19 protein-coding genes are annotated in these 20786 nt (G+C 72.0%); 11 read left to right on the top strand and 8 right to left on the bottom strand.

Annotated features, from left to right (window positions below; all coding sequences use genetic code 11):
- Nucleotides 1–42: 42 nt before the first annotated feature.
- Both sucD and sucC read right to left on the bottom strand, forming a co-directional pair.
- Nucleotides 43–945, bottom strand: a complete 903-nt coding sequence (sucD, locus tag ACFWJ8_RS20720) for a succinate--CoA ligase subunit alpha (RefSeq protein WP_378815118.1) — start codon at nucleotides 943–945, stop codon at nucleotides 43–45.
- A gap of 61 nt (nucleotides 946–1006) precedes the next feature.
- On the bottom strand, nucleotides 1007–2170 hold the full coding sequence (sucC, locus tag ACFWJ8_RS20715; protein WP_378815116.1) for an ADP-forming succinate--CoA ligase subunit beta: 1164 nt from the start codon (nucleotides 2168–2170) through the stop codon (nucleotides 1007–1009).
- Nucleotides 2171–2336: 166 nt separating this feature from the next.
- Between sucC and ACFWJ8_RS20710 the strand changes: the two genes are divergently transcribed.
- From ACFWJ8_RS20710 to ACFWJ8_RS20685, 6 genes are all read left to right on the top strand, one after another.
- The gene (locus tag ACFWJ8_RS20710; protein WP_378815114.1) at nucleotides 2337–3035 is read left to right on the top strand and encodes a TetR family transcriptional regulator; all 699 of its coding nucleotides are present in this window, start codon (nucleotides 2337–2339) and stop codon (nucleotides 3033–3035) included.
- 99 nt (nucleotides 3036–3134) lie between these two features.
- Nucleotides 3135–4388 carry an acyl-CoA dehydrogenase family protein gene (locus ACFWJ8_RS20705; RefSeq protein ID WP_378815112.1) on the top strand — a complete coding sequence of 418 codons (1254 nt, stop codon included), beginning with the start codon at nucleotides 3135–3137 and terminating at the stop codon, nucleotides 4386–4388.
- A gap of 139 nt (nucleotides 4389–4527) precedes the next feature.
- On the top strand, nucleotides 4528–4731 hold the full coding sequence (locus ACFWJ8_RS20700) for a hypothetical protein (protein WP_378815110.1): 204 nt from the start codon (nucleotides 4528–4530) through the stop codon (nucleotides 4729–4731).
- A 73-nt stretch (nucleotides 4732–4804) separates the two neighbouring features.
- Nucleotides 4805–7693: an AAA family ATPase gene (locus tag ACFWJ8_RS20695; RefSeq protein WP_378815109.1), complete on the top strand. Its 2889-nt coding sequence runs from the start codon at nucleotides 4805–4807 to the stop codon at nucleotides 7691–7693.
- A gap of 85 nt (nucleotides 7694–7778) precedes the next feature.
- Nucleotides 7779–8825 carry an ATP-dependent DNA ligase gene (locus ACFWJ8_RS20690; protein ID WP_378815107.1) on the top strand — a complete coding sequence of 349 codons (1047 nt, stop codon included), beginning with the start codon at nucleotides 7779–7781 and terminating at the stop codon, nucleotides 8823–8825.
- A 185-nt stretch (nucleotides 8826–9010) separates the two neighbouring features.
- Nucleotides 9011–9238: a hypothetical protein gene (locus tag ACFWJ8_RS20685; protein ID WP_378815105.1), complete on the top strand. Its 228-nt coding sequence runs from the start codon at nucleotides 9011–9013 to the stop codon at nucleotides 9236–9238.
- 80 nt (nucleotides 9239–9318) lie between these two features.
- On the opposite strand, the gene ligD is transcribed toward ACFWJ8_RS20685, so the two are convergent.
- The 3 genes from ligD to ACFWJ8_RS20670 form a co-directional block, all read right to left on the bottom strand.
- Complete coding sequence (ligD, locus tag ACFWJ8_RS20680) at nucleotides 9319–10362, bottom strand: non-homologous end-joining DNA ligase (protein WP_378815103.1); 1044 nt, start codon at nucleotides 10360–10362, stop codon at nucleotides 9319–9321.
- Nucleotides 10363–10469: 107 nt separating this feature from the next.
- The gene (locus ACFWJ8_RS20675; protein WP_378815101.1) at nucleotides 10470–11555 is read right to left on the bottom strand and encodes an SseB family protein; all 1086 of its coding nucleotides are present in this window, start codon (nucleotides 11553–11555) and stop codon (nucleotides 10470–10472) included.
- Nucleotides 11556–11620: 65 nt separating this feature from the next.
- Nucleotides 11621–12034: a hypothetical protein gene (locus ACFWJ8_RS20670; RefSeq protein ID WP_378815099.1), complete on the bottom strand. Its 414-nt coding sequence runs from the start codon at nucleotides 12032–12034 to the stop codon at nucleotides 11621–11623.
- A gap of 89 nt (nucleotides 12035–12123) precedes the next feature.
- Between ACFWJ8_RS20670 and ACFWJ8_RS20665 the strand changes: the two genes are divergently transcribed.
- From ACFWJ8_RS20665 to ACFWJ8_RS20650, 4 genes are all read left to right on the top strand, one after another.
- Nucleotides 12124–12729 carry a MerR family transcriptional regulator gene (locus tag ACFWJ8_RS20665; protein WP_378815097.1) on the top strand — a complete coding sequence of 202 codons (606 nt, stop codon included), beginning with the start codon at nucleotides 12124–12126 and terminating at the stop codon, nucleotides 12727–12729.
- A gap of 201 nt (nucleotides 12730–12930) precedes the next feature.
- Nucleotides 12931–13554, top strand: coding sequence for an RNA polymerase sigma factor (locus ACFWJ8_RS20660; RefSeq protein WP_378815095.1), 624 nt, complete (start codon nucleotides 12931–12933; stop codon nucleotides 13552–13554).
- Nucleotides 13551–14519 carry a hypothetical protein gene (locus ACFWJ8_RS20655; protein WP_378815093.1) on the top strand — a complete coding sequence of 323 codons (969 nt, stop codon included), beginning with the start codon at nucleotides 13551–13553 and terminating at the stop codon, nucleotides 14517–14519. Before ACFWJ8_RS20660 ends, ACFWJ8_RS20655 begins: the two co-directional genes overlap by 4 nt.
- On the top strand, nucleotides 14516–15016 hold the full coding sequence (locus ACFWJ8_RS20650) for a peptidase inhibitor family I36 protein (protein ID WP_378815092.1): 501 nt from the start codon (nucleotides 14516–14518) through the stop codon (nucleotides 15014–15016). The genes ACFWJ8_RS20655 and ACFWJ8_RS20650 overlap by 4 nt, the downstream gene beginning before the upstream one ends.
- Before the next feature lie 39 nt (nucleotides 15017–15055).
- On the opposite strand, the gene ACFWJ8_RS20645 is transcribed toward ACFWJ8_RS20650, so the two are convergent.
- The 3 genes from ACFWJ8_RS20645 to ACFWJ8_RS20635 all read right to left on the bottom strand — a co-directional run bounded on the left by ACFWJ8_RS20645 (nucleotide 15056) and on the right by ACFWJ8_RS20635 (nucleotide 19657).
- The gene (locus ACFWJ8_RS20645; RefSeq protein ID WP_378815090.1) at nucleotides 15056–17539 is read right to left on the bottom strand and encodes an ATP-dependent helicase; all 2484 of its coding nucleotides are present in this window, start codon (nucleotides 17537–17539) and stop codon (nucleotides 15056–15058) included.
- A 152-nt stretch (nucleotides 17540–17691) separates the two neighbouring features.
- Nucleotides 17692–18372 (bottom strand): LuxR C-terminal-related transcriptional regulator, encoded by a 681-nt coding sequence (locus ACFWJ8_RS20640; protein ID WP_378815088.1) that lies wholly within the window; start codon nucleotides 18370–18372, stop codon nucleotides 17692–17694.
- Complete coding sequence (locus ACFWJ8_RS20635; RefSeq protein ID WP_378815086.1) at nucleotides 18365–19657, bottom strand: PspC domain-containing protein; 1293 nt, start codon at nucleotides 19655–19657, stop codon at nucleotides 18365–18367. The genes ACFWJ8_RS20640 and ACFWJ8_RS20635 overlap by 8 nt, the downstream gene beginning before the upstream one ends.
- 276 nt (nucleotides 19658–19933) lie before the next feature.
- Here ACFWJ8_RS20635 and ACFWJ8_RS20630 point away from each other — a divergent pair.
- The coding region (locus tag ACFWJ8_RS20630; RefSeq protein WP_378815084.1) for a PspC domain-containing protein at nucleotides 19934–20786 on the top strand (853 nt) is incomplete at its 3' end.

The raw sequence follows: 20786 nt of genomic DNA, 5'->3' as shown, positions 1-20786 counted from the left end.
CCGCGGCTCTGAGCCGCGGCATCCGCCCCTCTGCTGTGGTCCTTACAGGCCCGCGATGATCTCGCGCATGAGCGCGGCGGTCTCGGACGGCGTCTTGCCGACCTTGACGCCGGCGGCCTCGAGGGCCTCCTTCTTCGCCTGCGCGGTGCCCGCCGAGCCCGAGACGATGGCGCCGGCGTGGCCCATGGTCTTGCCCTCGGGGGCGGTGAAGCCCGCGACGTAGCCGACGACCGGCTTGGTCACGTTGGCCTTGATGAAGTCGGCCGCGCGCTCCTCGGCGTCGCCGCCGATCTCGCCGATCATGACGATCGCCTTGGTCTCGGGGTCGGCCTCGAACGCGGCGAGCGCGTCGATGTGGGTGGTGCCGATGATCGGGTCGCCGCCGATGCCGATGGCCGTCGAGAAGCCGATCTCGCGCAGCTCGTACATCATCTGGTACGTCAGGGTGCCCGACTTCGACACGAGGCCGATCGGGCCCTTGCCGGTGATGTTGGCGGGCGTGATGCCGACCAGCGACTCGCCGGGCGTGATGATGCCGGGGCAGTTCGGGCCGATGATGCGGGTCGTGTCACCCTTCGACTGCGCGTACGCCCACGCCTCGGCGGTGTCGCCCACGGGCACGCCCTCGGTGATCACGACGAGGAGCGGGATCTCGGCGTCGATGGCCTCGACCATGGCGTCCTTCGTGAACGCCGGCGGCACGAACGCGATCGAGACGTCGGCGCCGGTGGCCGCGATGGCCTCTTCGACCGACGCGAAGACGGGCAGCTCGACGGGGTTGCCGTCGGCGTCGTGGTGCAGCACCGTGGTGCCGGCCTTGCGGGCGTTCACGCCGCCGACGACCTGCGTGCCGGCCTTGAGCATGAGCGCGGTGTGCTTGGTGCCCTCGCCGCCGGTGATGCCCTGGACGATGACCTTGGAGTCCTTGTTGAGGAAGATCGACATATCTAATCCTTGAATCGGTTACTGAGCTTGTCGAAGTACGGTCGCTGAGCTTGTCGAAGCGTCAGGCGTTGGCGAGCTCGGCGGCCTTGTCGGCGCCCTCGTCCATCGTCTCGGCCAGGGTCACGAGCGGGTGGTTGGCGTCGCGGAGGATCGCACGGCCCTCTTCGACCTTGTTGCCGTCGAGGCGGACGACCAGCGGCTTCGAGGCCGACGAGCCGAGCTCGGCCAGCGCGCCGACGATGCCCTTGGCGACGGCGTCGCACGCGGTGATGCCGCCGAAGACGTTGACGAACACGCTCTTGACCTGCGGGTCGCCGAGGATGACGTCCAGCCCCGCGGCCATGACCTCGGCCGACGCGCCGCCGCCGATGTCGAGGAAGTTGGCGGGCTTCACGCCGCCGTGGTTCTCACCGGCGTACGCGACGACGTCGAGCGTCGACATGACCAGGCCTGCGCCGTTGCCGATGACACCGACCTCGCCGTCGAGCTTGACGTAGTTGAGGTCGTTCGCCTTGGCCTTGGCCTCGAGCGGGTCGGCCGCGGCCTTGTCTTCGAGGAGCTCGTGGCCCGGGTGACGGAAGTCGGCGTTCTCGTCGAGCGAGACCTTGCCGTCGAGGGCGATGATGTCGCCCTCCTCGGTCAGCACGAGGGGGTTCACCTCGACGAGCGTGGCGTCCTCGCCCTTGTACACGGCGAAGAGCTTGACGAACACGTCGCCCACCTTGTCGACGAGGTCCTCGCCGAAGCCGGCGGCCTGCGCGATCTCGACGGCCTTCTGCTTGTCGATGCCCCGCAGCGGGTCGACGGCGATGCGCGCGAGCGCCTCGGGACGCTCGACGGCGAGCTCCTCGATCTCCATGCCGCCCTCGACCGACGCGAGCGACAGGTAGGAGCGGTTGGCGCGGTCGAGCAGCACCGAGAAGTAGTACTCCTTGTCGATGCGGGCGCCCTGGGCGACCATCACGCGCTTGACGACGTGACCCTTGATGTCGAGGCCGAGGATCGCCTTCGCGGCCTCGTAAGCCTCGTCGGGCGTCTTGGCGACCTTCACGCCACCGGCCTTGCCGCGTCCGCCGGTCTTGACCTGGGCCTTGACGACGACGACACCGCCGATCTTCTCGGCTGCGGCACGCACCTCCTCCGGCGTGTCCGCGACGATGCCGGCGAGCACCGGCACCTCGTACTTCTCGAAAAGGTCTCGTGCCTGGTACTCGTACAGATCCACAGTTGTTTCCTTCGCAGGTGGCGAATGGGGTGGGAATGACGCTCAAAAGCGTCTCGACGTCGAGATATCGACCAGTCCCCCAGCCTACTACCGCTTCCTGTCCGGTTCTGACGGCAGCGACGCGCCGCCGCCGCCGTCGCGCGGCGGGGGCTAGGCTCTCCCCGAGATGTCCGACACCACCGCCGCCCAGGGCCTTTCCGCCGCCCAGGCCGCTTCGCGCGCCGCCGTGGTGGCCGCAGCCCTCGAGCTGTTCGCCGAGCAGGGATTCGACCAGACCTCGGTCGAGCAGATCGCCCAGGCCGCAGGGGTGTCGCGCTCCACGTTCTTCCGCCAGTTCGGCGGCAAGGACGACGTGGTGTTCACCGACCACGAAGAGCTGCTCGACATGCTCCGCGACTTCCTGTCGCAGCAGCATCGCGATCCGTGGGCGGCCGTGTGCGAGGCATCCATCCTCGTCTACGCGCATTTCGCCGCCGACCCCGAGCTGGCCCGCCGTCGCTACCGGGTGGTGCGCCAGGTGCCGGCGCTGCGCGACCGCGAGATTGTCACGGTGTTCCGGTACGAGCGGCTGTTCGACGAGTACCTGCGCGCGTCCCTCCCGGGGCTCGACCCGCTCGACGCGGTCGGGTTCGCGGCGCTCGTGACCGCTGTCCACAACCACGTGCTGCGCCGGCTCATCCGCAGCCCCAAGAAGGTGCCGGTCTCGGTGCTGCGCGCGGCGCTCGACGACGCGCGCCGCCGGTTCGGCGTACTGCCGGGCGACGACGCCGCGCCGAGCGGCGACGACGTCGTGATCGCGGTGTTCCCGCGGTCGACCCCCACTGCAGAGCTCACACGCCTGCTGCGCGAGCAGCTCGACGCCTGACGACGCATCCCCGCGGGGGTGATCGCCCGGGCGCACTCCGTTCTCCCAGGTGAGACTGAGTACTATCACTCATGACATTCAGTCTCACGAGGAGTCGTCATGACCGAGTTCCAGCCCCGCCCCGGCCAGCGCGTCGAGGGCTATGACGTCACCACTCGCCGCGGCACCGACTACTACGCGGTGTTCGCCGACATCCCCGCCGCCGACCGCGAGGTGTGGGAGCGCGCCGAGGCGTTCGTCGACGAGGTCGGCACGCGCATGCAGGACGCGTGGGACACCGGCTCGTACCCGGTCGACGTCGCGGAGCGGGCGGGCGAGCTCGATCTGTTCAACGACGGCATCGACCACCCCGCCCTCACGCGCTTCTCGCCGCTGGCCGCGGGCCTCGTGAACATGGAGATCTCCCGTGGCGACGGCTCGCTCGGCACGGTGCTCGCCGTGCAGGGCGGCCTGGCACTGCGCACGCTCGCGCTCTTCGGCAGCGACGAGCAGCAGGCGCGGTGGCTCGTCCCGGTCGCGCGCGGCGATGTGCTCGGCGCGTTCGCCCTGACCGAGCCCGACCACGGCTCGGATTCGGTATCGCTCGAGACCGTCGCCCGCCGCGAGACTCCGACGGGCTCAGGGACCGACGCCGGCTGGGTCATCGACGGCGCGAAGAAGTGGATCGGCAACGGCGCATCCGGCGGCATCACGTTCGTGTGGGCGCGCATCGACTCGCCCACCGACGAGCTGCACGGCGCCGTCCGCTGCTTCCTCGTGGAGCAGTCCACCCCCGGGTATGCCGGCACCGTGATCACCGGCAAGGCATCGCTGCGCGGCATCCACCAGGCCCACATCGTGCTCGACGGCGTGCGCGTTCCGGCCGACGCCGTGCTGCCGGGGACGAAGAGCTTCAAGGATGCCTCGACCGTGCTGTACTCGACGCGTTCGGGCGTCGCGTGGTCGGCGCTCGGCCACGCCACCGCCTGCTACGAGGCGGCGCTGTCGTACGCACAGCAGCGCGAGCAGTTCGGCAAGCCGCTGGCGAAGTTCCAGATGGTGCAGGAGCGCCTCGCGCAGATGCTCGAGGAGCTCACCGCGATGCAGCTGTACTGCCGATGGATGGCCGACCTCGAGACCCGTGGTGAGCTGCGGCCGACGCAGGCGTCGCTCGCGAAGTTCCACAACACGCGGGCGGCCCGGCGCATCGCGTCCACCGCGCGCGACATGCTCGGCGGCAACGGCATCCTGCTCGAGAACGGCGTCATGCAGCACATGGCCGACATCGAGGCGATCCACACCTACGAGGGCACCGAGAGCGTCCAGGCGCTGCTCATCGGCCGCGACATCACCGGGATGAGCGCGTTCGCCTAAGGCGGCGGCATCCACATCTGAGGCGTCTCCGAGGCGGATATAAGGCATCCGCCCGATGGGGAGGACCCCCCTTAGAGACGAAAGTCGTACCTGTAAGACGGACCGGCCGAAAAGGCGGGTCATCCGACAGGAGACGCACATGAACGACACGACCTTCTTCGCCTCGACGCTCCACACCCAGCAGACCGCGCAGCTGCGCCGCGAGGCCGAGCTCCGCGAGCTGCGCGCCGCACGCGGCGCCGCCGACGAGGCGGAGGCCTCGCCCGCTGCGGCCCCCGGTCTCACTCCGCGCAGCCGCCACGCCCGTCACGCCCGCCGTTCCGCCGTCGCCGCCGCGCGGTGACGCGGAACGGGCGCGGCGCCTCGGGCACGCCGACGACAGTCCGGACGCGCGCGGAAGGTGCCACGATATGACCATGCCCGCACCCCCTTCGAGCCCGCGCATGGTCGGGCGGCACTCCGAGCTCGCGACGCTGCTGGAGGCGTTCGACGACGGCGCCGCCGGTGTGCCGCGCACGGTCGTCGTGCGCGGTGAGGCGGGCGTGGGCAAGACCCGGCTCGTGCAGGAGTTCCTCTCCCTCGTCGCTCGTGACCCGCTCGGGGCCCCGCCGGCGGACGGTCCCGTCGTCGCCTTCGGGCAGTGCGTCGACCTCGGTCCGATCGGCGCGCCGTTCGGACCGATCCGCAGGGTGCTGCGAGACCTGCATGCCGCCCTCGGCACCGATGCGCTGCGCGAGGCCGCCGGGTCGGCCGCGGTCGTCGCCAGCCTCGCGGCGCTCGTGCCCGGCATCACCGCGGAGACGATCGACCACGACGACCCGGCAGGCGAGTTCGCCGAGGCGATCGAGGTGCTCCTCGAGCAGCTCTCGCAGCGACGGCACCTGGTCGTCGTGCTCGAAGACCTGCAGTGGGCGGATGCCGCAACCATGGCCCTCCTGAAGACCCTCGCCAGCACTCTCCGGGGCCGTCGGCTCACGATCGTCGCGACCTATCGCTCCGACGACATCGATCGCTTCCATCCGCTGCGCCCCGTCCTCGCGGAGCTCGACCGCACGCGATCCGTCGTGCGCGTCGAGGTGCGCCCGCTCACGACGGACGAGGTCGCAGAGCAGGTCGCCCAGCTCACGGCCGGGCTCGACCCGCGCCTGGTGGAGTCGCTAAGCGAGCGCAGCGGCGGCATCCCGTTCCTCGTCGAGGAGCTCGTCGACGTCGGCGACCGCCCCCTGCCCGAAACACTGCGCGACCTCGTGCTCGCGCGGTACGCACGGCTGGACGACGATGCGCAGCACGTCGTGCGGACGATGGCTGCCGGCGGCATGCACGTCGAGCACGACGTGCTGGCGGCGGTGACCGCGCTCGACGACGCGGCGCTGGACGCCGCCGTGCGCGAGGCGATCGACACGCGCGTGATCCTCGCCGACGGCGACGGGTACACCTTCCGGCACGCGCTCACGCGAGAGGCCGTCGACGCCGAGATGCTGCCCAGCGAGCGCGTGCGCGTGCACCGCCGGTACGCCGAGCACCTGCGCGACCACCGCGGCGACTCCCCCGAGGACGCCTCCGCCGTCGCCGAGCACTGGCTCGCAGCCCGCGACCTGCCCGCGGCGTTCGATGCGACCGTCGAGGCGCTCCAGCACTCACGCACCCGGTTCTCACCCGCGACGAGGGCGAAGCTGGCCGAACGGCTGACCGAGCTCTGGGAGCAGGTGCCGGACGCGTCGGCGCGGGCCGGAACGAGCCTTCCCGCCGTGCATCTCGACGCCGCTCAGGCGTGGCACGACCTGGGCGACGCCGAGCGTTCGCTGCGGTCGGCGAACGAAGGACTCGCGGTCTGCCCCGACGACGTGGTCACACGCGCCGCGCTCCTGCGGCAGCGGTACGTCGAGTCGTTCAATCTCGAGAACCGCGATCGCACGGAAGACATCGAGCAGGCGGTCGCACTGCTGGAGGGCATCGACGAGGCGCCGGCTCGGATCCTGCTGTCCCGGGCGCTGACCAATCTCGCGCATGGCGAGCACGGCGAGGCGGCGGCCGCGCACGCCGCACGCGCCATCGCCCTGGCGGAGGAGGTGGGCGACGCCGAGGCGCTGGCGGTCGCCCTCACCGTCGAGGCGTGGCGGATCGCCGGCGACGAGGACGACGAGCCCGGCGCCGTCGCACCTCTGGAACGCGCGGTCACCCTGCCGGTGGACCCGCCGCTGCGCGCCTACGCGGGTGGCGCGCTGACCGACATGCTGCTGCGCATCGGACGCTTCCACGAGGCGAGCGTGGTGGGCACCCAGCACTACGACGACGTCGCGCGCGCGGGCATCGAACGCGGATCCGGCGCCTCGATCGCACACCCGCTGTCGTTCGCGCTGTTCGCGGCCGGCCGGCCGGCCGAGGCGCTGACCGCCTCACGGCGCGCCCGGCGATTGCTGGGGCCTCACGGGCAGGCGTCCGTCTACCGCCTGCTGGCCTCGCACTACGACTGGGATGACCGCGCCGATGAGCGCGCCGAGATGCTCGCCGCCGAGCAGGCCACGATCGACCAGGCGGTGCGCGAGCACCCGGGCAAAGGGCGCTGGTGGACGATCGAACGGGCGGAGGCCATGCTCGGCGCGCGGGGACCTCAGGATCCGGCGGCCGCACGCGAACTGCTGCCCGACGTCGTGGCCGCGGCCGAAGACGAAGACCGATCCCCGGCGGTGCGCCGCTACGGCATGGCGACGGCAGCGCTGCTCGCGCTCGGCGTGGACGTCGACGCCACGGTGACAGCCCGGATCCGAGCCGCGATCGCGGCCGCACCCGGCCACGATGTGGCACAGGCCTACGCAGGCTTCGCTGCGGCGGCCCTCGCCGATGCCGACGAGGCTCCGGCCGCCGAGCGCGTGGAGCGCTGGCGAGCGGTGGCGGCCGCGATCGAGCACGATCTCATGCCCGTGTGGCACCTCCACCAGGCACGGTGCCGGCTCGCGATGGCGCTGATCGCCGCCGGCGACCGCGACGAGGCGCTCGAGCTGCTCGCACGCATCGCGGCGGAGGCCCCCGCGCAGGGCGCCGCCCGCGTCGGACGGTGGGCGTCCGAGCTCGCCGCCCAGGCCGGCGGCGGTCCTGCCGCGGCCGCCACGGGCACCGTCGCCTCGCTCACGCCGCGGGAGCTGCAGGTGCTCGAGCTGATCGCCGAGGGTCTCACCAATCCGCAGATCGGGCAGCGCCTGTTCATCAGCCCCAAGACGGCCTCCGTGCACGTGTCCGCGATCCTGGCCAAGATCGGCGCCGCGAACCGCACCGAGGCCGCCGCGCTGTACTCCGCGACCCTGTGACGGATGCCGCGGCCCGGGGCCGCGGCATCCGCCCCTCCGCGCCGGCACGGTGCGGATGTCGGCAGTGGCGGGCAGGATGGGGGCCATGCCGTACGAGATCCCCGCACCGATGCTCGCGAAGTCCGTGCCCGACGTGCCCGACCCGGCGAAGGCGCCCGGCGGACTCAGCTACGAGCCGAAATGGGACGGCTTCCGCGCCCTGGTGTCGTGGGACGGGTCCGAGGTGGTCATCGGGTCGCGCGGCGCGAAGCCGCTGACCCGGTACTTCCCCGAGCTCGTCGAGGCCTTCGCGCGCCTCCTGCCCGAGCCGTGCCTGCTCGACGGCGAGATCGTGGTGCCGGTCGAGCACGACGGACGCCGCCGGCTCGACTGGGAGTCGTTGTCGCAGCGCATCCACCCCGCGGCGTCGCGGGTCAACATGCTGTCGGAGCAGACGCCGGCGATGTTCATCGCGTTCGACGTGCTGGCGATCGGCGACCGCGACCTGCAGGGAGAGCCGTTCGCGACGAGACGCGCCGCTCTGGTCGACCTGCTGCGCGCTGTGCCCGACCCGGTGCACGTCACCCGCGCGACCGACGACCCCGACCTCGGGCGCCGGTGGCTCGCCGAGTTCGAGGGGGCCGGGCTCGACGGGGTCGTCGCCAAGCCGCTCGACCAGCCCTACGCGCCGGGCAAGCGCACGATGTTCAAGATCAAGCACGCGCGCACCGCCGACGTCGTGGCACTCGGCTACCGCATCCACAAGTCGGGCGAGGGCGTCGGCTCGCTGCTCGTCGGCCTGTACGGCGAGGACGGCACGCTGTACCCGGTGGGCGGCGTCGCGGCATGGAGCAACGAGCGCCGTCTCGAGCTCATCGACGAGCTCGCGCCGCTCGTGGTGCGCGACGCCGACGGCGAGGCGGTCCGCGGCGAGGGCGAGAAGTCGCGGTTCCAGGCGGGCCGCGCCGACTCCTCCTTCGTGAAGCTCCGCCCCGAACGCGTGCTCGAGGTGCGCTACGACCAGCTCGAAGGCTGGCGATTCCGCCACACCGTGCAGTTCGAGCGCTGGCGCCCCGACCGCGATCCGGCCTCGTGCACGTACGAGCAGCTGGAGGTCGTCGCGGCGTACGACCTCGCCGACGTGCTCGTCTGAAGCGGCCCCCGGGCGGGTGCCGCCGGGGCGCGCCCGGTGCCGCTGGGTGCAGGTGCGGCCGCTGTGCGCAGACGCCGCCCGTCGAATGTCGGAGGCCCGGACTAGCGTGTCGTACCCGCCCCAAGCGCTGCTCCGTCAGTTCGAGCGGAGCCCGAGGGTGGAGGCATCTTCCGACAGGAGAGATCATGTCCTTCTACACGGCTCAGGTCATCGCCGATGAGCGCGCCGCGACGATCGCCCGCGAGAACGCGCTGATCCTCGCCCAGCGCGAGCGGAGCGGGGCAGAAGTCCGGCCGGTGCGCCGGCGCTTCTCCTTCACGCGCCTGTTCCACCGCACGCCCGCGCCCCGCTCCATCCCGTCTGCGGCGGCGCCCTGCCCGAGCACCCCCGCCGTGGCGCCGTCGGGCTGCTGACGGCAGGCAGGGTCGGCCCGGCCGGGTGACTGCGACAAACGGGAGGGTTGCGTGACCGCCGGAGCGGATCGGTCGCCGCCTCAGTCCTCCGCCTTGGGCCAGTTCTCGGGGTTGATGCGGCTGGGCTGCACGCGCGGCGGCTCACCGGGCATCTTGGGGAAGTCGGGCGGGAAGTTCAGCTCGCCGAGGCCGGCGTCGAGGTCGCGCTGCCACCACTCCAGCAGCGTGTCGATGCGCCCGGGCTTGTCGAGCAGCCCGTCCCACGGATCGCCCACCTCGGCGAGGCGCGCAGGCAGCGTCCGCACCGTGAACGACGTGGGGTCGACGCCGGCGGCCAGCTCGTCCCACGTCAGCGGCGTCGAGACGGTCGCGGTGGGCAGCGCGCGCGGGCTGTAGGCACCGGCCATCGTGCGGTCGCGGTTGGCCTGGTTGAAGTCGATGAAGATGCGCTCGCCTCGCTCCTCCTTCCACCAGTTCATCGTCACCTTGTCGGGCATGCGTCGTTCGAGCTCCCGCCCGGCGGCGATGACCGCATGCCGCACCTCGAGGAACTCCCACTCCGGCTCGATCGGGCAGAACACGTGGATGCCGCGGTTGCCGCTGGTCTTGAGGAACGCCGTCAACCCCGCCTCGGCCAGCACGTCGCGCATCGCGGGGGCGACGGCCGCGGCATCCCCGAAGTCCGTCCCGGGCTGCGGGTCGAGGTCGATCCGCAGCTCGACCGGGTTGTCGGTGTTCGCCGTCAGCGACGCCCACGGGTGGAACACGATCGTGTTCATCTGCACGGCCCAGACCGCCGCCGCGATCTCGGTGAGGACGAGCTGGGGATGCCGCCGCCCGCTGTTGTACGTGACGGTGCGCGCCTCGACGAATGCCGGCGCCCCCTTGGGCGGGTTCTTGGAGTAGAAGCGCTCACCCTCGACGCCGTCGGGGAAGCGCTCGAGCGACACCGGCCGGTCGCCGTTGGCGGCGAGGAAGGGCTCCTGAACCGCGATGAGGTACTCGGCGAGCTCGTGCTTCGTGATGCCGAGCTCTGGCCAGATCACGCGGTTGGGGCTCGACAGGCCGACCTCGCGGTCGCCGTCCGGACCGGGAACGGTGAGGGTGATGCGCTCGGACGCCATGGTCCGACGCTAGCGGGGAGCGCCGACACTTGTGCTGAGCGAGCGCCAGCGAGTCGAAGCGCCGTCACGCCACGCCTCGCCGGGGATCTCGGCGGGGCGGGTGGTCCCTACTCCCCGAGCGCGAGCACCGGCGCGAGCTCGTCGCGCGTCAGGCGGATCCAGGGGCCGGCGGGGTCGATGACGAAGCCGTTGATGCCGTCGTCCGAGCGCAGCGCCTTCGCGAGCTGCACGGCGGTGATCGGCACCGCGTTGTCGCCGCGGCCCATGACCGCCACCTCGAGCGGGTGCGAGTACACCTCGAGGAACCGCTCGCCGTCGGGCGTGCGGCCCTCGGCGAGGCCCGGCGCCCCGCCCTCGGCGAGCCCGGCGGCGACCCACAGCGGCACGCGCGTGAGCGCCTCGGCGACCTGCGCCGACACCTCGGGCGTGCGCTCGGCGGCCAGCAGCGTCTTGACGGTGAGCTCGGGGTCGGCCTGATCGACGGCGCGCTTGAGCAGCTCGGTCGGCAGCACGGCGCGTGACGGCGTCGACGCCGGATCGAGGACGATGCCGTCGTACTTGCTCGCGAACACGTGTTGCAGCACGGTGAGCACCGGCTGCCCCATCGCGGAGGTGTCGGAGTCGCCGTCGGCCTTGAGGCTCGCCTGCAGCGCCGCTCCGCTGGAGTACGCGAGCGCGAAGACGCGGTCGCCGAGGTTCGCGACGCCCAGCGGCAGCGGCTTGCCCTCGGCGAGCAGCGCGCGCGCGTCGCCCTTCACCCGCAGGAACACGTGGCCCTGCATCAGCTGGCGTGCGACGTCGAGCAGCGCCTGCGAGGCCGGCGCGTCGCCGACGCGGCCGAGCGCGTCACGGAGCAGCACGTTGTCACGCAGCCCGGGCACGGTCTCGGTCTGCGCGGGCGCGGTGCGCATCCACTCGCGGCCGCCCATGCGGGGCAGCTGGCTCGGCGCCTCGGCGGGAGCCTCGTCGGCCGCGACCGGGCGAGCGGCCGCGGGTGCCGCACCCAGGCCGCCGTACGACGAGACCGAGATCGAGACGGTCGCAGCGGCGTCCGCCGGTGCGTCCGTCGCGGTCTCGGCGAGGGTGGGGTTCTCGGCTTCCGTGGTGTCGTCGGCCACGGCGTCGACAGCCTCACCCGTCGACTCGGGCGAGGACGCGGCGGGCTTCTTCGGACGGCGCGAGAACAATGCCATTGCTCGAGCCTAACTCGCGCGGCCCCTCCCCCTACACCCGTTCACCGGCGCGACGACCGCGGGTGTCACAGAGCCGCGACGCCCGCCATGATGACGCCGATCCCGATGGCGAGGAGGGATGCCGCCAGCACGGCCGCTCCCGCCCACAGCAGCGCGATCGCCCGGCCGGGGCGCTGCGGGTCACGACCCAGCACCGACAGGAAGAACCCGCCCGGGATCAGGAGCGCACTGGCGAGCACACCCACCGACGCCCATTGCCAGGGTATGGGCACGCCGACGGCCGAGACCAGCAGCAGGCTGACGAGTCCGAGCAGCACGAGCACGCCCGCGTGGGCGTGGCCGGCGCGGAAGAAGGCCTTCTGCAGCCCGTTGAACGGCAGACCTCGCGACGCGATTCGCAGCAGGAACGTGCCGCCCGACATGATGCCGATGACGGTGAGGATCGTCGCTCCGGCGACGATCGTGAGGATGGGGTCCATCGTTGCCTCCCGGCCGGTCAAGCGTTGGATAGTTACGCTCTCCAATATTAGATAGCTATACTATCCAACACAAGGCCGAGGAGGGGCGGATGAAGATCTCGGAGCTGTCGGAGCGCAGCGGCGTTCCCGTCGCGACGGTGAAGTTCTACATCCGGGAGGGAATGCTCCCCCGTGGTGAGGCCGTCTCGGCCACGCGCGCCGAGTACGGCGACGAGCACCTGGCACGCCTGCGCGTCATCGCCGCGCTCACCGACGTGCGTGGCCTGCCACTCGCCCGCGTGCGCGACATCCTGGCCCTCATCGATGCACCGACCGGCGATCCGGTCGAGCTCCTCGGCCGCGCGGTCGGCGCACTGCCGCCGTACGTCACCGCGGATCGTGACGACTATCCGCTCGCCCGCGCCGCCATCGCCGAGCTCGGCCTCACCTACGACCCCGGCTTCACCGCCGTCGCCCAGCTCGACGAAGCCCTGCGCGCCCTCGAGGCGGCGGGATTGGATGCCTCACCCGGCGTGCTCCGCCGCTACGGCGACGCGATGCGACAGGTGGCCGTCGAGGAGCTCGCCCCGATGCCGGGCATGCGCCTCGACGAGGCGGTGACATACGCCGTGCTCGGCACCGCGCTCTACGAGCCTGTGATGCTCGCACTGCGGCGCCTCGCGCACCACCACCTGCTGGTCGGCCCCGACCGCTGACCATTGACCGCTCGACGGGGTCGCTCACAGCCACGCCACAGGCGACTCATTGCCGTCTCCGGGTGGAGAAATCACCCGATGGTGTCCCAAAACCCGTGGTGCCGGACATATCCCTGATGTGAGCATTCCCCTGACCGCATCCGACCGGCGCCGCGTCCGCGCCGTTCGGGTTCCGCGCGATGGGCTGCTTATGATGCCGTGGTGCCCGCCCCGCTGGACGGCGACGCCCCCGTCGCCGCGGCCTTCGAGCCGAGCGTCTCGGACGAGACGCTGCTTCAGCGCGCCCGAGAGGGCGACGAAGGCGCCATGCGGACGCTCCTTCGCAGGCATGAGAAGAAGATGTACGCGCTCGCGCTGTCGATGACGCGCAACGCCGCGGACGCCGAAGACGCGGTCGGCGTCGCGCAGCTGGCGCTGTGGCGCAAGCGCGATGCCGTGCAGGGGGTGGACGGCTCGCTCCTCCCCTGGCTGCTGAAGACCGTCGCCCTGGCATCGAAGAACCAGCTGCGCGGCCAGCGCCGTTACGAGCGCCTGATCGCCAGCATCCCCGCCGCCGACGACGTGCCCGACCACGCCGACGAGGTCGGTCGCCACGTCGATCGCGCCTCGCTGTCGCACGACGTCGAGGCGGCTCTGCGCGCGGCGAGCGCCGCGGACGCCCAGGTCATCGTCCTGTGCCTGCTCGAAGGGATGCCGCCCCGCGACGCCGCCCGCGTCATCGGTGCGACCGAGTCCACGGTGCGCAAGCGCCTCACCCGCGCGAAGGAACGGCTGCGCAAGACGCTCGCCCACCACGCCCCTCACACCGTGGAGGAGCAGCCATGAGCGATCAGCGTCCGCTGCCCCGCGGGGATGCGACGGAGAACCTGGTCATCGCGCAGATGCGCGACGACCTGCGCGCCGCGCGCCGACGCCGCCGGTTCGGCGTTCCAGGGTGGTCGATCCTGGCCACGGCGACGGCGGCGATCGTGGCGGTCATCGCCGTCACGGTGTCGATGCTCGCGACGCCGACCCCGTCGTACGCCGCGACGCCGCCCATGCTCCAGATCGAGGCCGCTCCGGCCGGGAGCGGCGACGCCGCACAGCTCCTGAACGACCTGGCCGAGCAGCTGCGCGCGTCCGACGAGCCGGACCCGGCGCCGCCCGGGCAGCCGCAGCAGATCGACCTGCAGACGTGGGGCCTCGTCACGACCGTCGGCGCCGAGGGCGAGAAGGTCCCGCCGCCGTATGTCGCGCCCGAGAACATGACCCTCACCCGCTACCCGGATGGGGCGTGGTCGCAGGTGGTCGTGGCGGGCACCCCCTACGACACGCAGGGCAAGCCCGTGGACGACCCGAAGGCGACGCCACCGGGCACCGAGCTCTGGCGGATCGACGAAGCCGCGGGCGAGCACACCTACATGTTCCCCGACCCCCTCCCCGAGGACCCGGACGAACTTCGGCAGCTCATGCTCGACGTCGGCTTCGCGGACGAGTCCTCGCCGAACGAGTGGCTGTCGCTCACCACGGCGCTGCTCATGGAACGCGTGCTCCGGCCGGCCGAAGAGGCCGCACTGCTGGAGGTCCTCGCGGACGTCGACCTCGACCTCGCCGGCACCACCACTGACCGCCTGGGCCGCGAGGCGTACGTCTTCGAGACCCCACCGGGCGACGCCGACCTCGTCGACCGCATGCTGGTGAGCCCGAGCGGCCACATCCTCGCGATGGAGACGGTGTGGGTCGGCCATGACCGCACCGACATCCCCTCCCCATCGGTCGTGTCCTACTACGCGTGGGAAGGTAGAACATGATCTCCCGAAAGCTCATGCCTCTTCTCGCGCTGCCCGTGCTGGTCGGCGCCATCGCGCTCAGCGCCTCCCCCGCAGCCGCTTCGACCGACTCGACGCAGGATCAGGTGGATGCCGTCATCGCCGAGTTCGGCGGCACCCAGACCGCGGCGAACGAGGTGTCGTGGGACGACGGCGCCGTCGTCCTGACCCTCGCCGCCGACGACCCCGCGGCGCGGTTCGCCGACTCGAACGGGATCACCTCGTCCTCGGTCGGCGCCTGCCCGAGCGGGTCGTTCTGCGCCTACTCCGGCACGTCGTACACGGGCAGCCGGCTCACCTTCACAGCCTGCACGACGGGCAACCCCGTCGCGGCGCTCGGCACCGTGCGCTCGCTCGTGAACTCCCGCGCCGTCGGCACCGTCCGGGCCTACGCGGGCTGGTCGACGATCGCGACCCTGGCGCCCAGCACGGGCCGCGCGTCGGTGTCCGCGGGCATCGACAAGCTCAACTGCTCCTAGCCGATCGACGGGATGACGGCTGCCGTCCGCCGGCGGCCGTCAGAGCTTCTCGATCGGGGCGATCTTGATCAGGAGCTTCTTGGGGCCCGCGGAGTCGAAGCGCACGTGGGCGACGCGCTTGGCGCCTTCGCCGGTGACGGCCTCCACTCGTCCTTCGCCGAAGTCGTCGTGACGGATGCGGTCGCCAGGCGCCAGGACGAGGTCGCCGTTGTCGCGCACCTTGGCGGGGATCTTGTTCGCGAAGCGCTCGAGGTTGCCGGACGGCTCGCGGCGGGCGAGAGGCACGAGATCGTCGCCGTAGCGCTTGTTCTGCCCGCCGAACCCGGAGCCCGACCCCGAGCCGCGGCGCGCGTTGAGCGCGCGCGACTGCGTGCCGCCCCGCGAGTTGACGTCGCCCGGCGACTGGCGCCAGTGCAGCAGCTCGACGGGGATCTCCTGCAGGAAGCGGCTGGGCATCGCAACGGTGACCTCGCCGAACTGGGCGCGGGTCATGGCGAGCGACAGGTACAGGCGCTGGCGGGCACGCGTGATGCCGACGTAGAAGAGGCGCCGCTCCTCCTGCGGGCCGCCCGGCTCCCCCGCCGAGATGCGGTGCGGGATGAGGTCCTCCTCGACGCCGGTGAGGAACACCGCGTCGTACTCCAGGCCCTTCGCGGTGTGGAGCGTCATGAGCGACACCGAGCCTGACGCGTCTTCGAGGTCGTCGGCGTCGGAGACCAGCGCGACCTCGGTGAGGAAGTCGAGGATCGTGCCCTCGGGGTTGTTGCGCGCGAACTCGCGGGCCACCGCGACCATCTCGTCGAGGTTCTCGATGCGTGCCTCGTCCTGCGCGTCCTTGCTGGCGCGCAGCGCATCGTAGTAGCCGGACTTGTTCAGCAGCAGCTGGAGTCCGTCGGCGACCGCAGTCGGCGGCGCGATCTCGCCCGACGCGGGCAGCATGAGCTCGGACGCCTCGGCGAGCACCGCGTCGAGGTGCGCGATCGCAGCCTGGATCTTGGGCCCGACGCCGAGCGCCGAGGAGTTCGCGAGCGCGTCGCGGAACGTGATCTGCTGATCGGCCGCGTAGCGCGAGATCGTCTCGATCGTGACGTCGCCGATGCCGCGGCGCGGCCGGTTGATGATGCGGCGCATCGCCATCTCGTCGGCCGGGTTCGCGACGGCCACGAGGTAGGCGAGGGCGTCCTTGATCTCGGCGCGCTCGTAGAACTTCGTGCCGCCCATGATCTTGTACGGCAGGGCGGCGCGGATGAAGATCTCTTCCAGCGCACGGGACTGCGAGTTGGTGCGGTAGAACACGGCCATCTGCGAGTAGGCGATGCCGCCGCGGCGCAGCGCCTCGATCTCGTCCGCGACGAACTGGGCCTCGTCGTGCTGCGAGTACCCGGTGAAGCCGATGATCTTCTCGCCGTCGCCGACGTCAGTCCAGAGCTTCTTGTCTTTGCGGTCGAAGTTGTGCCCGATGACCGCGTTGGCGGCCGAGAGGATGTTCTGCGTCGAGCGGTAGTTCTGCTCGAGCAGCACCACCTTCGCACCCGGGAAGTCCTTCTCGAACTCGCTGATGTTGCGGATGTCGGCACCGCGGAAGGCGTAGATCGACTGGTCGGAGTCGCCGACCACGGTGAGCGATGCGCCGTCTTCGGCGGCCGGCTCGGGCTCGAAGATCATCATGCCGCCGGAGCCCGCCAGCGGTGCGGCATCCGATCCCGGCGGGCGGGTCAGCTCGTGGATCAGCGCGTACTGCGCGTGGTTGGTGTCCTGGTACTCGTCGACGAGCACGTGCCGGAAGCGGCGGCGGTACACGTCGGCGACCTGGGGGAACGCGCGGAACAGGAACACCGTCTGCGCGATGAGGTCGTCGAAGTCGAAGGCGTTCGCCTTCTGCAGCTCACGCTGGTACGCGCCGAACACCTCGACGAACACCCGCTCGGCGGGATCGCTCATGTTGGCCGAGCGGGCGTAGGACTCGGCATCCGCCAGTTCGTTCTTGAGCTTCGAGATCCGCGACTGGGTCGCCGCCGGGGTCAGTCCGAACGCGTCGGCCTCGTGCTCCTTGACGAGCCGCTTGATGAGGGCACGCGAGTCGCCGGAGTCGTAGATCGTGAACGACTTCGTGAAGCCGAACTGCTCGGCCTCGCGCCGCAGGATGCGCACGCACGCCGAGTGGAACGTCGAGATCCACATGCCGCGCGCGGTGTCGCCGACCAGCTGCTCGACGCGCTCGCGCATCTCGCCCGCGGCCTTGTTGGTGAAGGTGATCGCGAGGATCTGGCTGGGCCACGCCTCGCGGCCCCGCAGCAGCGACGCGATGCGGCGCGTGAGCACGCTGGTCTTGCCCGATCCGGCGCCGGCGACGATCAGCAGCGCCTGCCCGCGGTAGGTGACGGCCTCGCGCTGCTGCGCGTTGAGCCCCTGCAGCAGGTCCTCGTCGGGGCGCGGCCCGGTGTCGCCCGTCACGTGGGCAGCGTCGAGCACGACAGGACGAAGGGATGCCGCGCCCGGCGCGGCCGCATGGGCATCGGTCATAACCCACCCAGTTTAGGTCGCCCCGCCGACACCGGCCGGGCCGACCGCCGTCGAAACTCGGAGATCTCGCGAAACTCGGACGAATGCGGCGCGAACGTCCGAATCGGGCGGGATCTCCGAGGCTGCGGCGTCGCGGCGCGCCCACCCGGGCCTCAGAGCAGACGCCGCTCCGACGCCCACGCGGTCAGCTCGTACCGCGACGACAGCTGCAGCTTGCGCAGCACCGCCGACACGTGCGACTCGACGGTCTTCATCGAGATGAACAGCTCGGCGGCGACCTCCTTGTACGCATAGCCGCGGGCGATGAGCCGCATCACCTCCTGCTCACGGGCCGACAGGCGGTCGAGCTCGTCGCTGGTCGCGGCGGTCTCGCCGACGGCGGCGCCGAACGCGTCCAGCACGAACCCGGCCAGGCGCGGCGAGAACACGGCGTCACCCTCGGCGACGGCGTGCACGGCCCGGCTCACCTCGGCTCCGGACGAGCCCTTCGTGATGTAGCCGCGGGCGCCGGCGCGGATGACGCGCACGACGTCCTCGGCCGCGTCCGACACGCTCAGCGCGAGGAAGCGGGTGGCCGGCACGACGGGCGACGCGCCGCGGATCACGGCCTCTCCGCCCGCCGCGTCGGGCGCGGATGCCGCACTCCGGCCCGCCGGCAGGTGCACGTCGAGCAGCACGACATCGGGCTGCGTGGCCTCGATGACCTCGATCGCCGAGGCCGCGTCGGCCGCCTCGCCCACGACCTCGACCGACGCGTCGAGGTCGGCGCGCAGGCCCGAGCGGAAGATGGAGTGGTCGTCGACGATCACGACACGGACAGGGGCGTCAGCCACGGCGGACCTCCGGAGACGTGGATGCCGGGCCGCCGGCATCCACGTACCTCAAATGGACCTCGGTGCCGCCGCTCGCACCGCGGCGCACGGTCGCGGAGCCGCCGGCACGGCGCATGCGGCCGAGGATGGACTGGCGGACGCCGAGCCGGTCGTCCGGCACGTCGGCGAGGTCGAACCCGGGGCCGCGGTCGCGCACGTACACGTCGACGGCGTTCGCGTTGCCCTCGATGTACACCGAGACGTCGCCGCCGGCGTGGCGGGCGGCGTTGAGCATCGCCTCGCGGGAGGCCGCGGCGACCTCGCCGCTCGCGCGCTCGGCGGGGAGACCCGCCGACACCACGTCGATGCGCACCGGGTAGTCGAGCTCGAGCGCGGCGGCGTAGTCGCGCAGGTCGGTGGGCAGGTCGCTGTCGGCCGGTGCGTCGCCGTCGTACAGCCACGCGCGCAGCTCACGCTCCTGCGCGCGGGCGAGCCGGGCGACCTCGGTCGAGGCGCCCGCGCGGTTCTGGATGAGCGCGAGGGTCTGCAGCACGGAGTCGTGCAGGTGCGCGGCCATCTCGGCCCGCTGCTCCTCGCGGATGCGGCGCACCCGCTCCCCCGTCAGCTCGCGCCACCTGCCCACGAGGATCGACGAGTACACGAGTGCGACGCCGACGAGCGGCACGAGCGCGAACACGAACCCCGCGACGCCGGTCTGACGCAGCATCGACAGCTGCGCCAGCAGCAGCACGACGAGCGTCACCGTCACGACGATGCGCACGATGTTCTCGTGGCGCGGACCGCGCGCCGGATCGCTGCGATCGACGAGCGTCGCCCACATCCCGGCCGACACCGCGAGCATCGTCGCGAGGAGGACGCCGCCGCCCCACCCTGCGGCGCTGGAGCCGCTCTGGCCGTCGCCCGCGTCGAGCGCGATCGCCGTGACCGTCATGAGCACGACGACGATGGCCGTCGCGGTGAGGATCCACGCAACCGGCACGCGCCGCGTCGGCACGTCGCGCACCCGTGCGGCCTCGACGGCATCCACCGCGTCGGCGTCCGCCGCCTCCGCAAGCACCGCGCCCGCGTGCCGCGGGTCCTCCCACGGCACGAACACCCACAGCCACCCGTACAGCAGCGCACCCGCGCCCCACAGCGGCGTCAGCGCGATGAACAGCGCCCGCACGACCCACAGCGGCCAGCCGAGGTGGCGGGCGAGGCCCGCCGACACCCCCGACACGGCGCAGTCGCGAGGTCGCCGCAGCGGCGGGCGAGTGGATGCCGGGCCCCCGGCCCGACCGTCCACCGCGCTTCGTCTCGTCGCTGGCGCTCCTCGCTCAGCGACCGGGAGCCCCGGCACCCCGGGCGCGACATGATCCTCCGCCGGACCACCGGTCGCTGAGCGAGCGCCGGCGAGACGAAGCGCAGCCTCGGGCGCGGCGTCGCCGGTGGACGGGGATGAGGGCATACCGGCATCCAATCACTCCCGCCGCCCCTGACCCACCCCGGGGCCCGAGGATCAGGGACGGCTCAGGGGATCACCCCATAGCGAGGGTCTCGCCGCGGCGGCCAGGGTGGAACCATGACCGACACGACCTCCGCTCCCCCCACCGATCCGGGACCGCCGCCGACCGCCCCGCCGGGCGTGCCGACCGTCTCGGACCGGTTCTTCTCGTGGGTGCAGGGGCTCGGCGTCGCGCGCGGCGACGCGTGGCTCGGCGGCGTGTGCGGGGGCATCGCCGCGCGGCTGCGGATCGACCCGCTCATCGTGCGCGGCATCTTCGTCGTGGTGGCCCTGCTGGGCTTCCCGGCGCTGCTCGTCTACGCGATCGCGTGGGCGCTGCTGCCCGACACCGACGGGCGCATCCACCTGCGCGAGCTGTTCCAGGGGCGCTATGACCCCGCCATGACGGGCGTCTTCATCCTGGCGATCGTCGGGATCGTGCCGGTCGTGCCGTGGCTGCGAAATGTGCTGCTGTGGCCGCTGTGGGCCCTCACCGGCTTCGCGCCGTGGGCCTGGGACGACGGCGACGGCGTCTCGGTGCTCGGCGTGATCGGCTTCCTGTTCACCCTCGCCGTCATCGGCGGGCTGGTGTACCTCATCGTCCGGTCGGCGCGTTCCGACCGGCCCTCACGGGTGGATGCGCAGACGGCTTCCGCGCAGCCCGCCCCCTCGGTCGCGTCCGATTCGGGTGACGACGCGACCTCTCCTCCCGCCGCAGCAGCGGCGAGCATCGCGGATCCGGCCGGTCGGGCTCCGGCCCGGACCCCGCCACCCCCCCCCAAACGGGGTTGCCGGCCCCCCCCCCCCCCCCCCGCCCGGGGACCACCCCCGCCTGCACCCCGACCGCCGCGCGGTCGCCCACGACGACGACCACCGCGTGCGGCAGACGCCGCTCGAAGAGTTCATCCCCAAGGCGAACGCGATCCGGCAC

It is taken from the genome of Microbacterium sp. NPDC058389 (assembly GCF_042722305.1).
Classification (GTDB): Bacteria; Actinomycetota; Actinomycetes; order Actinomycetales; family Microbacteriaceae; genus Microbacterium.
The sequence above is the reverse complement of the archived record's forward strand: the minus strand, read 5'-3'. Positions and strand labels throughout refer to the sequence as shown.

Excerpts from the sequence above, each read along its gene's own strand:
- sucD (WP_378815118.1), bottom strand. The coding sequence starts at position 945 with ATGTCGATCTTCCTCAACAAGGACTCCAAGGTCATCGTCCAGGGCATC.
- ACFWJ8_RS20710 (WP_378815114.1), top strand. The coding sequence starts at position 2,337 with ATGTCCGACACCACCGCCGCCCAGGGCCTTTCCGCCGCCCAGGCCGCT.
- ACFWJ8_RS20705 (WP_378815112.1), top strand. The coding sequence starts at position 3,135 with ATGACCGAGTTCCAGCCCCGCCCCGGCCAGCGCGTCGAGGGCTATGAC.
- ACFWJ8_RS20700 (WP_378815110.1), top strand. The coding sequence starts at position 4,528 with ATGAACGACACGACCTTCTTCGCCTCGACGCTCCACACCCAGCAGACC.
- ACFWJ8_RS20695 (WP_378815109.1), top strand. The coding sequence starts at position 4,805 with ATGCCCGCACCCCCTTCGAGCCCGCGCATGGTCGGGCGGCACTCCGAG.
- ACFWJ8_RS20690 (WP_378815107.1), top strand. The coding sequence starts at position 7,779 with ATGCCGTACGAGATCCCCGCACCGATGCTCGCGAAGTCCGTGCCCGAC.
- ACFWJ8_RS20685 (WP_378815105.1), top strand. The coding sequence starts at position 9,011 with ATGTCCTTCTACACGGCTCAGGTCATCGCCGATGAGCGCGCCGCGACG.
- ligD (WP_378815103.1), bottom strand. The coding sequence starts at position 10,362 with ATGGCGTCCGAGCGCATCACCCTCACCGTTCCCGGTCCGGACGGCGAC.
- ACFWJ8_RS20675 (WP_378815101.1), bottom strand. The coding sequence starts at position 11,555 with ATGGCATTGTTCTCGCGCCGTCCGAAGAAGCCCGCCGCGTCCTCGCCC.
- ACFWJ8_RS20670 (WP_378815099.1), bottom strand. The coding sequence starts at position 12,034 with ATGGACCCCATCCTCACGATCGTCGCCGGAGCGACGATCCTCACCGTC.
- ACFWJ8_RS20665 (WP_378815097.1), top strand. The coding sequence starts at position 12,124 with ATGAAGATCTCGGAGCTGTCGGAGCGCAGCGGCGTTCCCGTCGCGACG.
- ACFWJ8_RS20655 (WP_378815093.1), top strand. The coding sequence starts at position 13,551 with ATGAGCGATCAGCGTCCGCTGCCCCGCGGGGATGCGACGGAGAACCTG.
- ACFWJ8_RS20650 (WP_378815092.1), top strand. The coding sequence starts at position 14,516 with ATGATCTCCCGAAAGCTCATGCCTCTTCTCGCGCTGCCCGTGCTGGTC.
- ACFWJ8_RS20645 (WP_378815090.1), bottom strand. The coding sequence starts at position 17,539 with ATGACCGATGCCCATGCGGCCGCGCCGGGCGCGGCATCCCTTCGTCCT.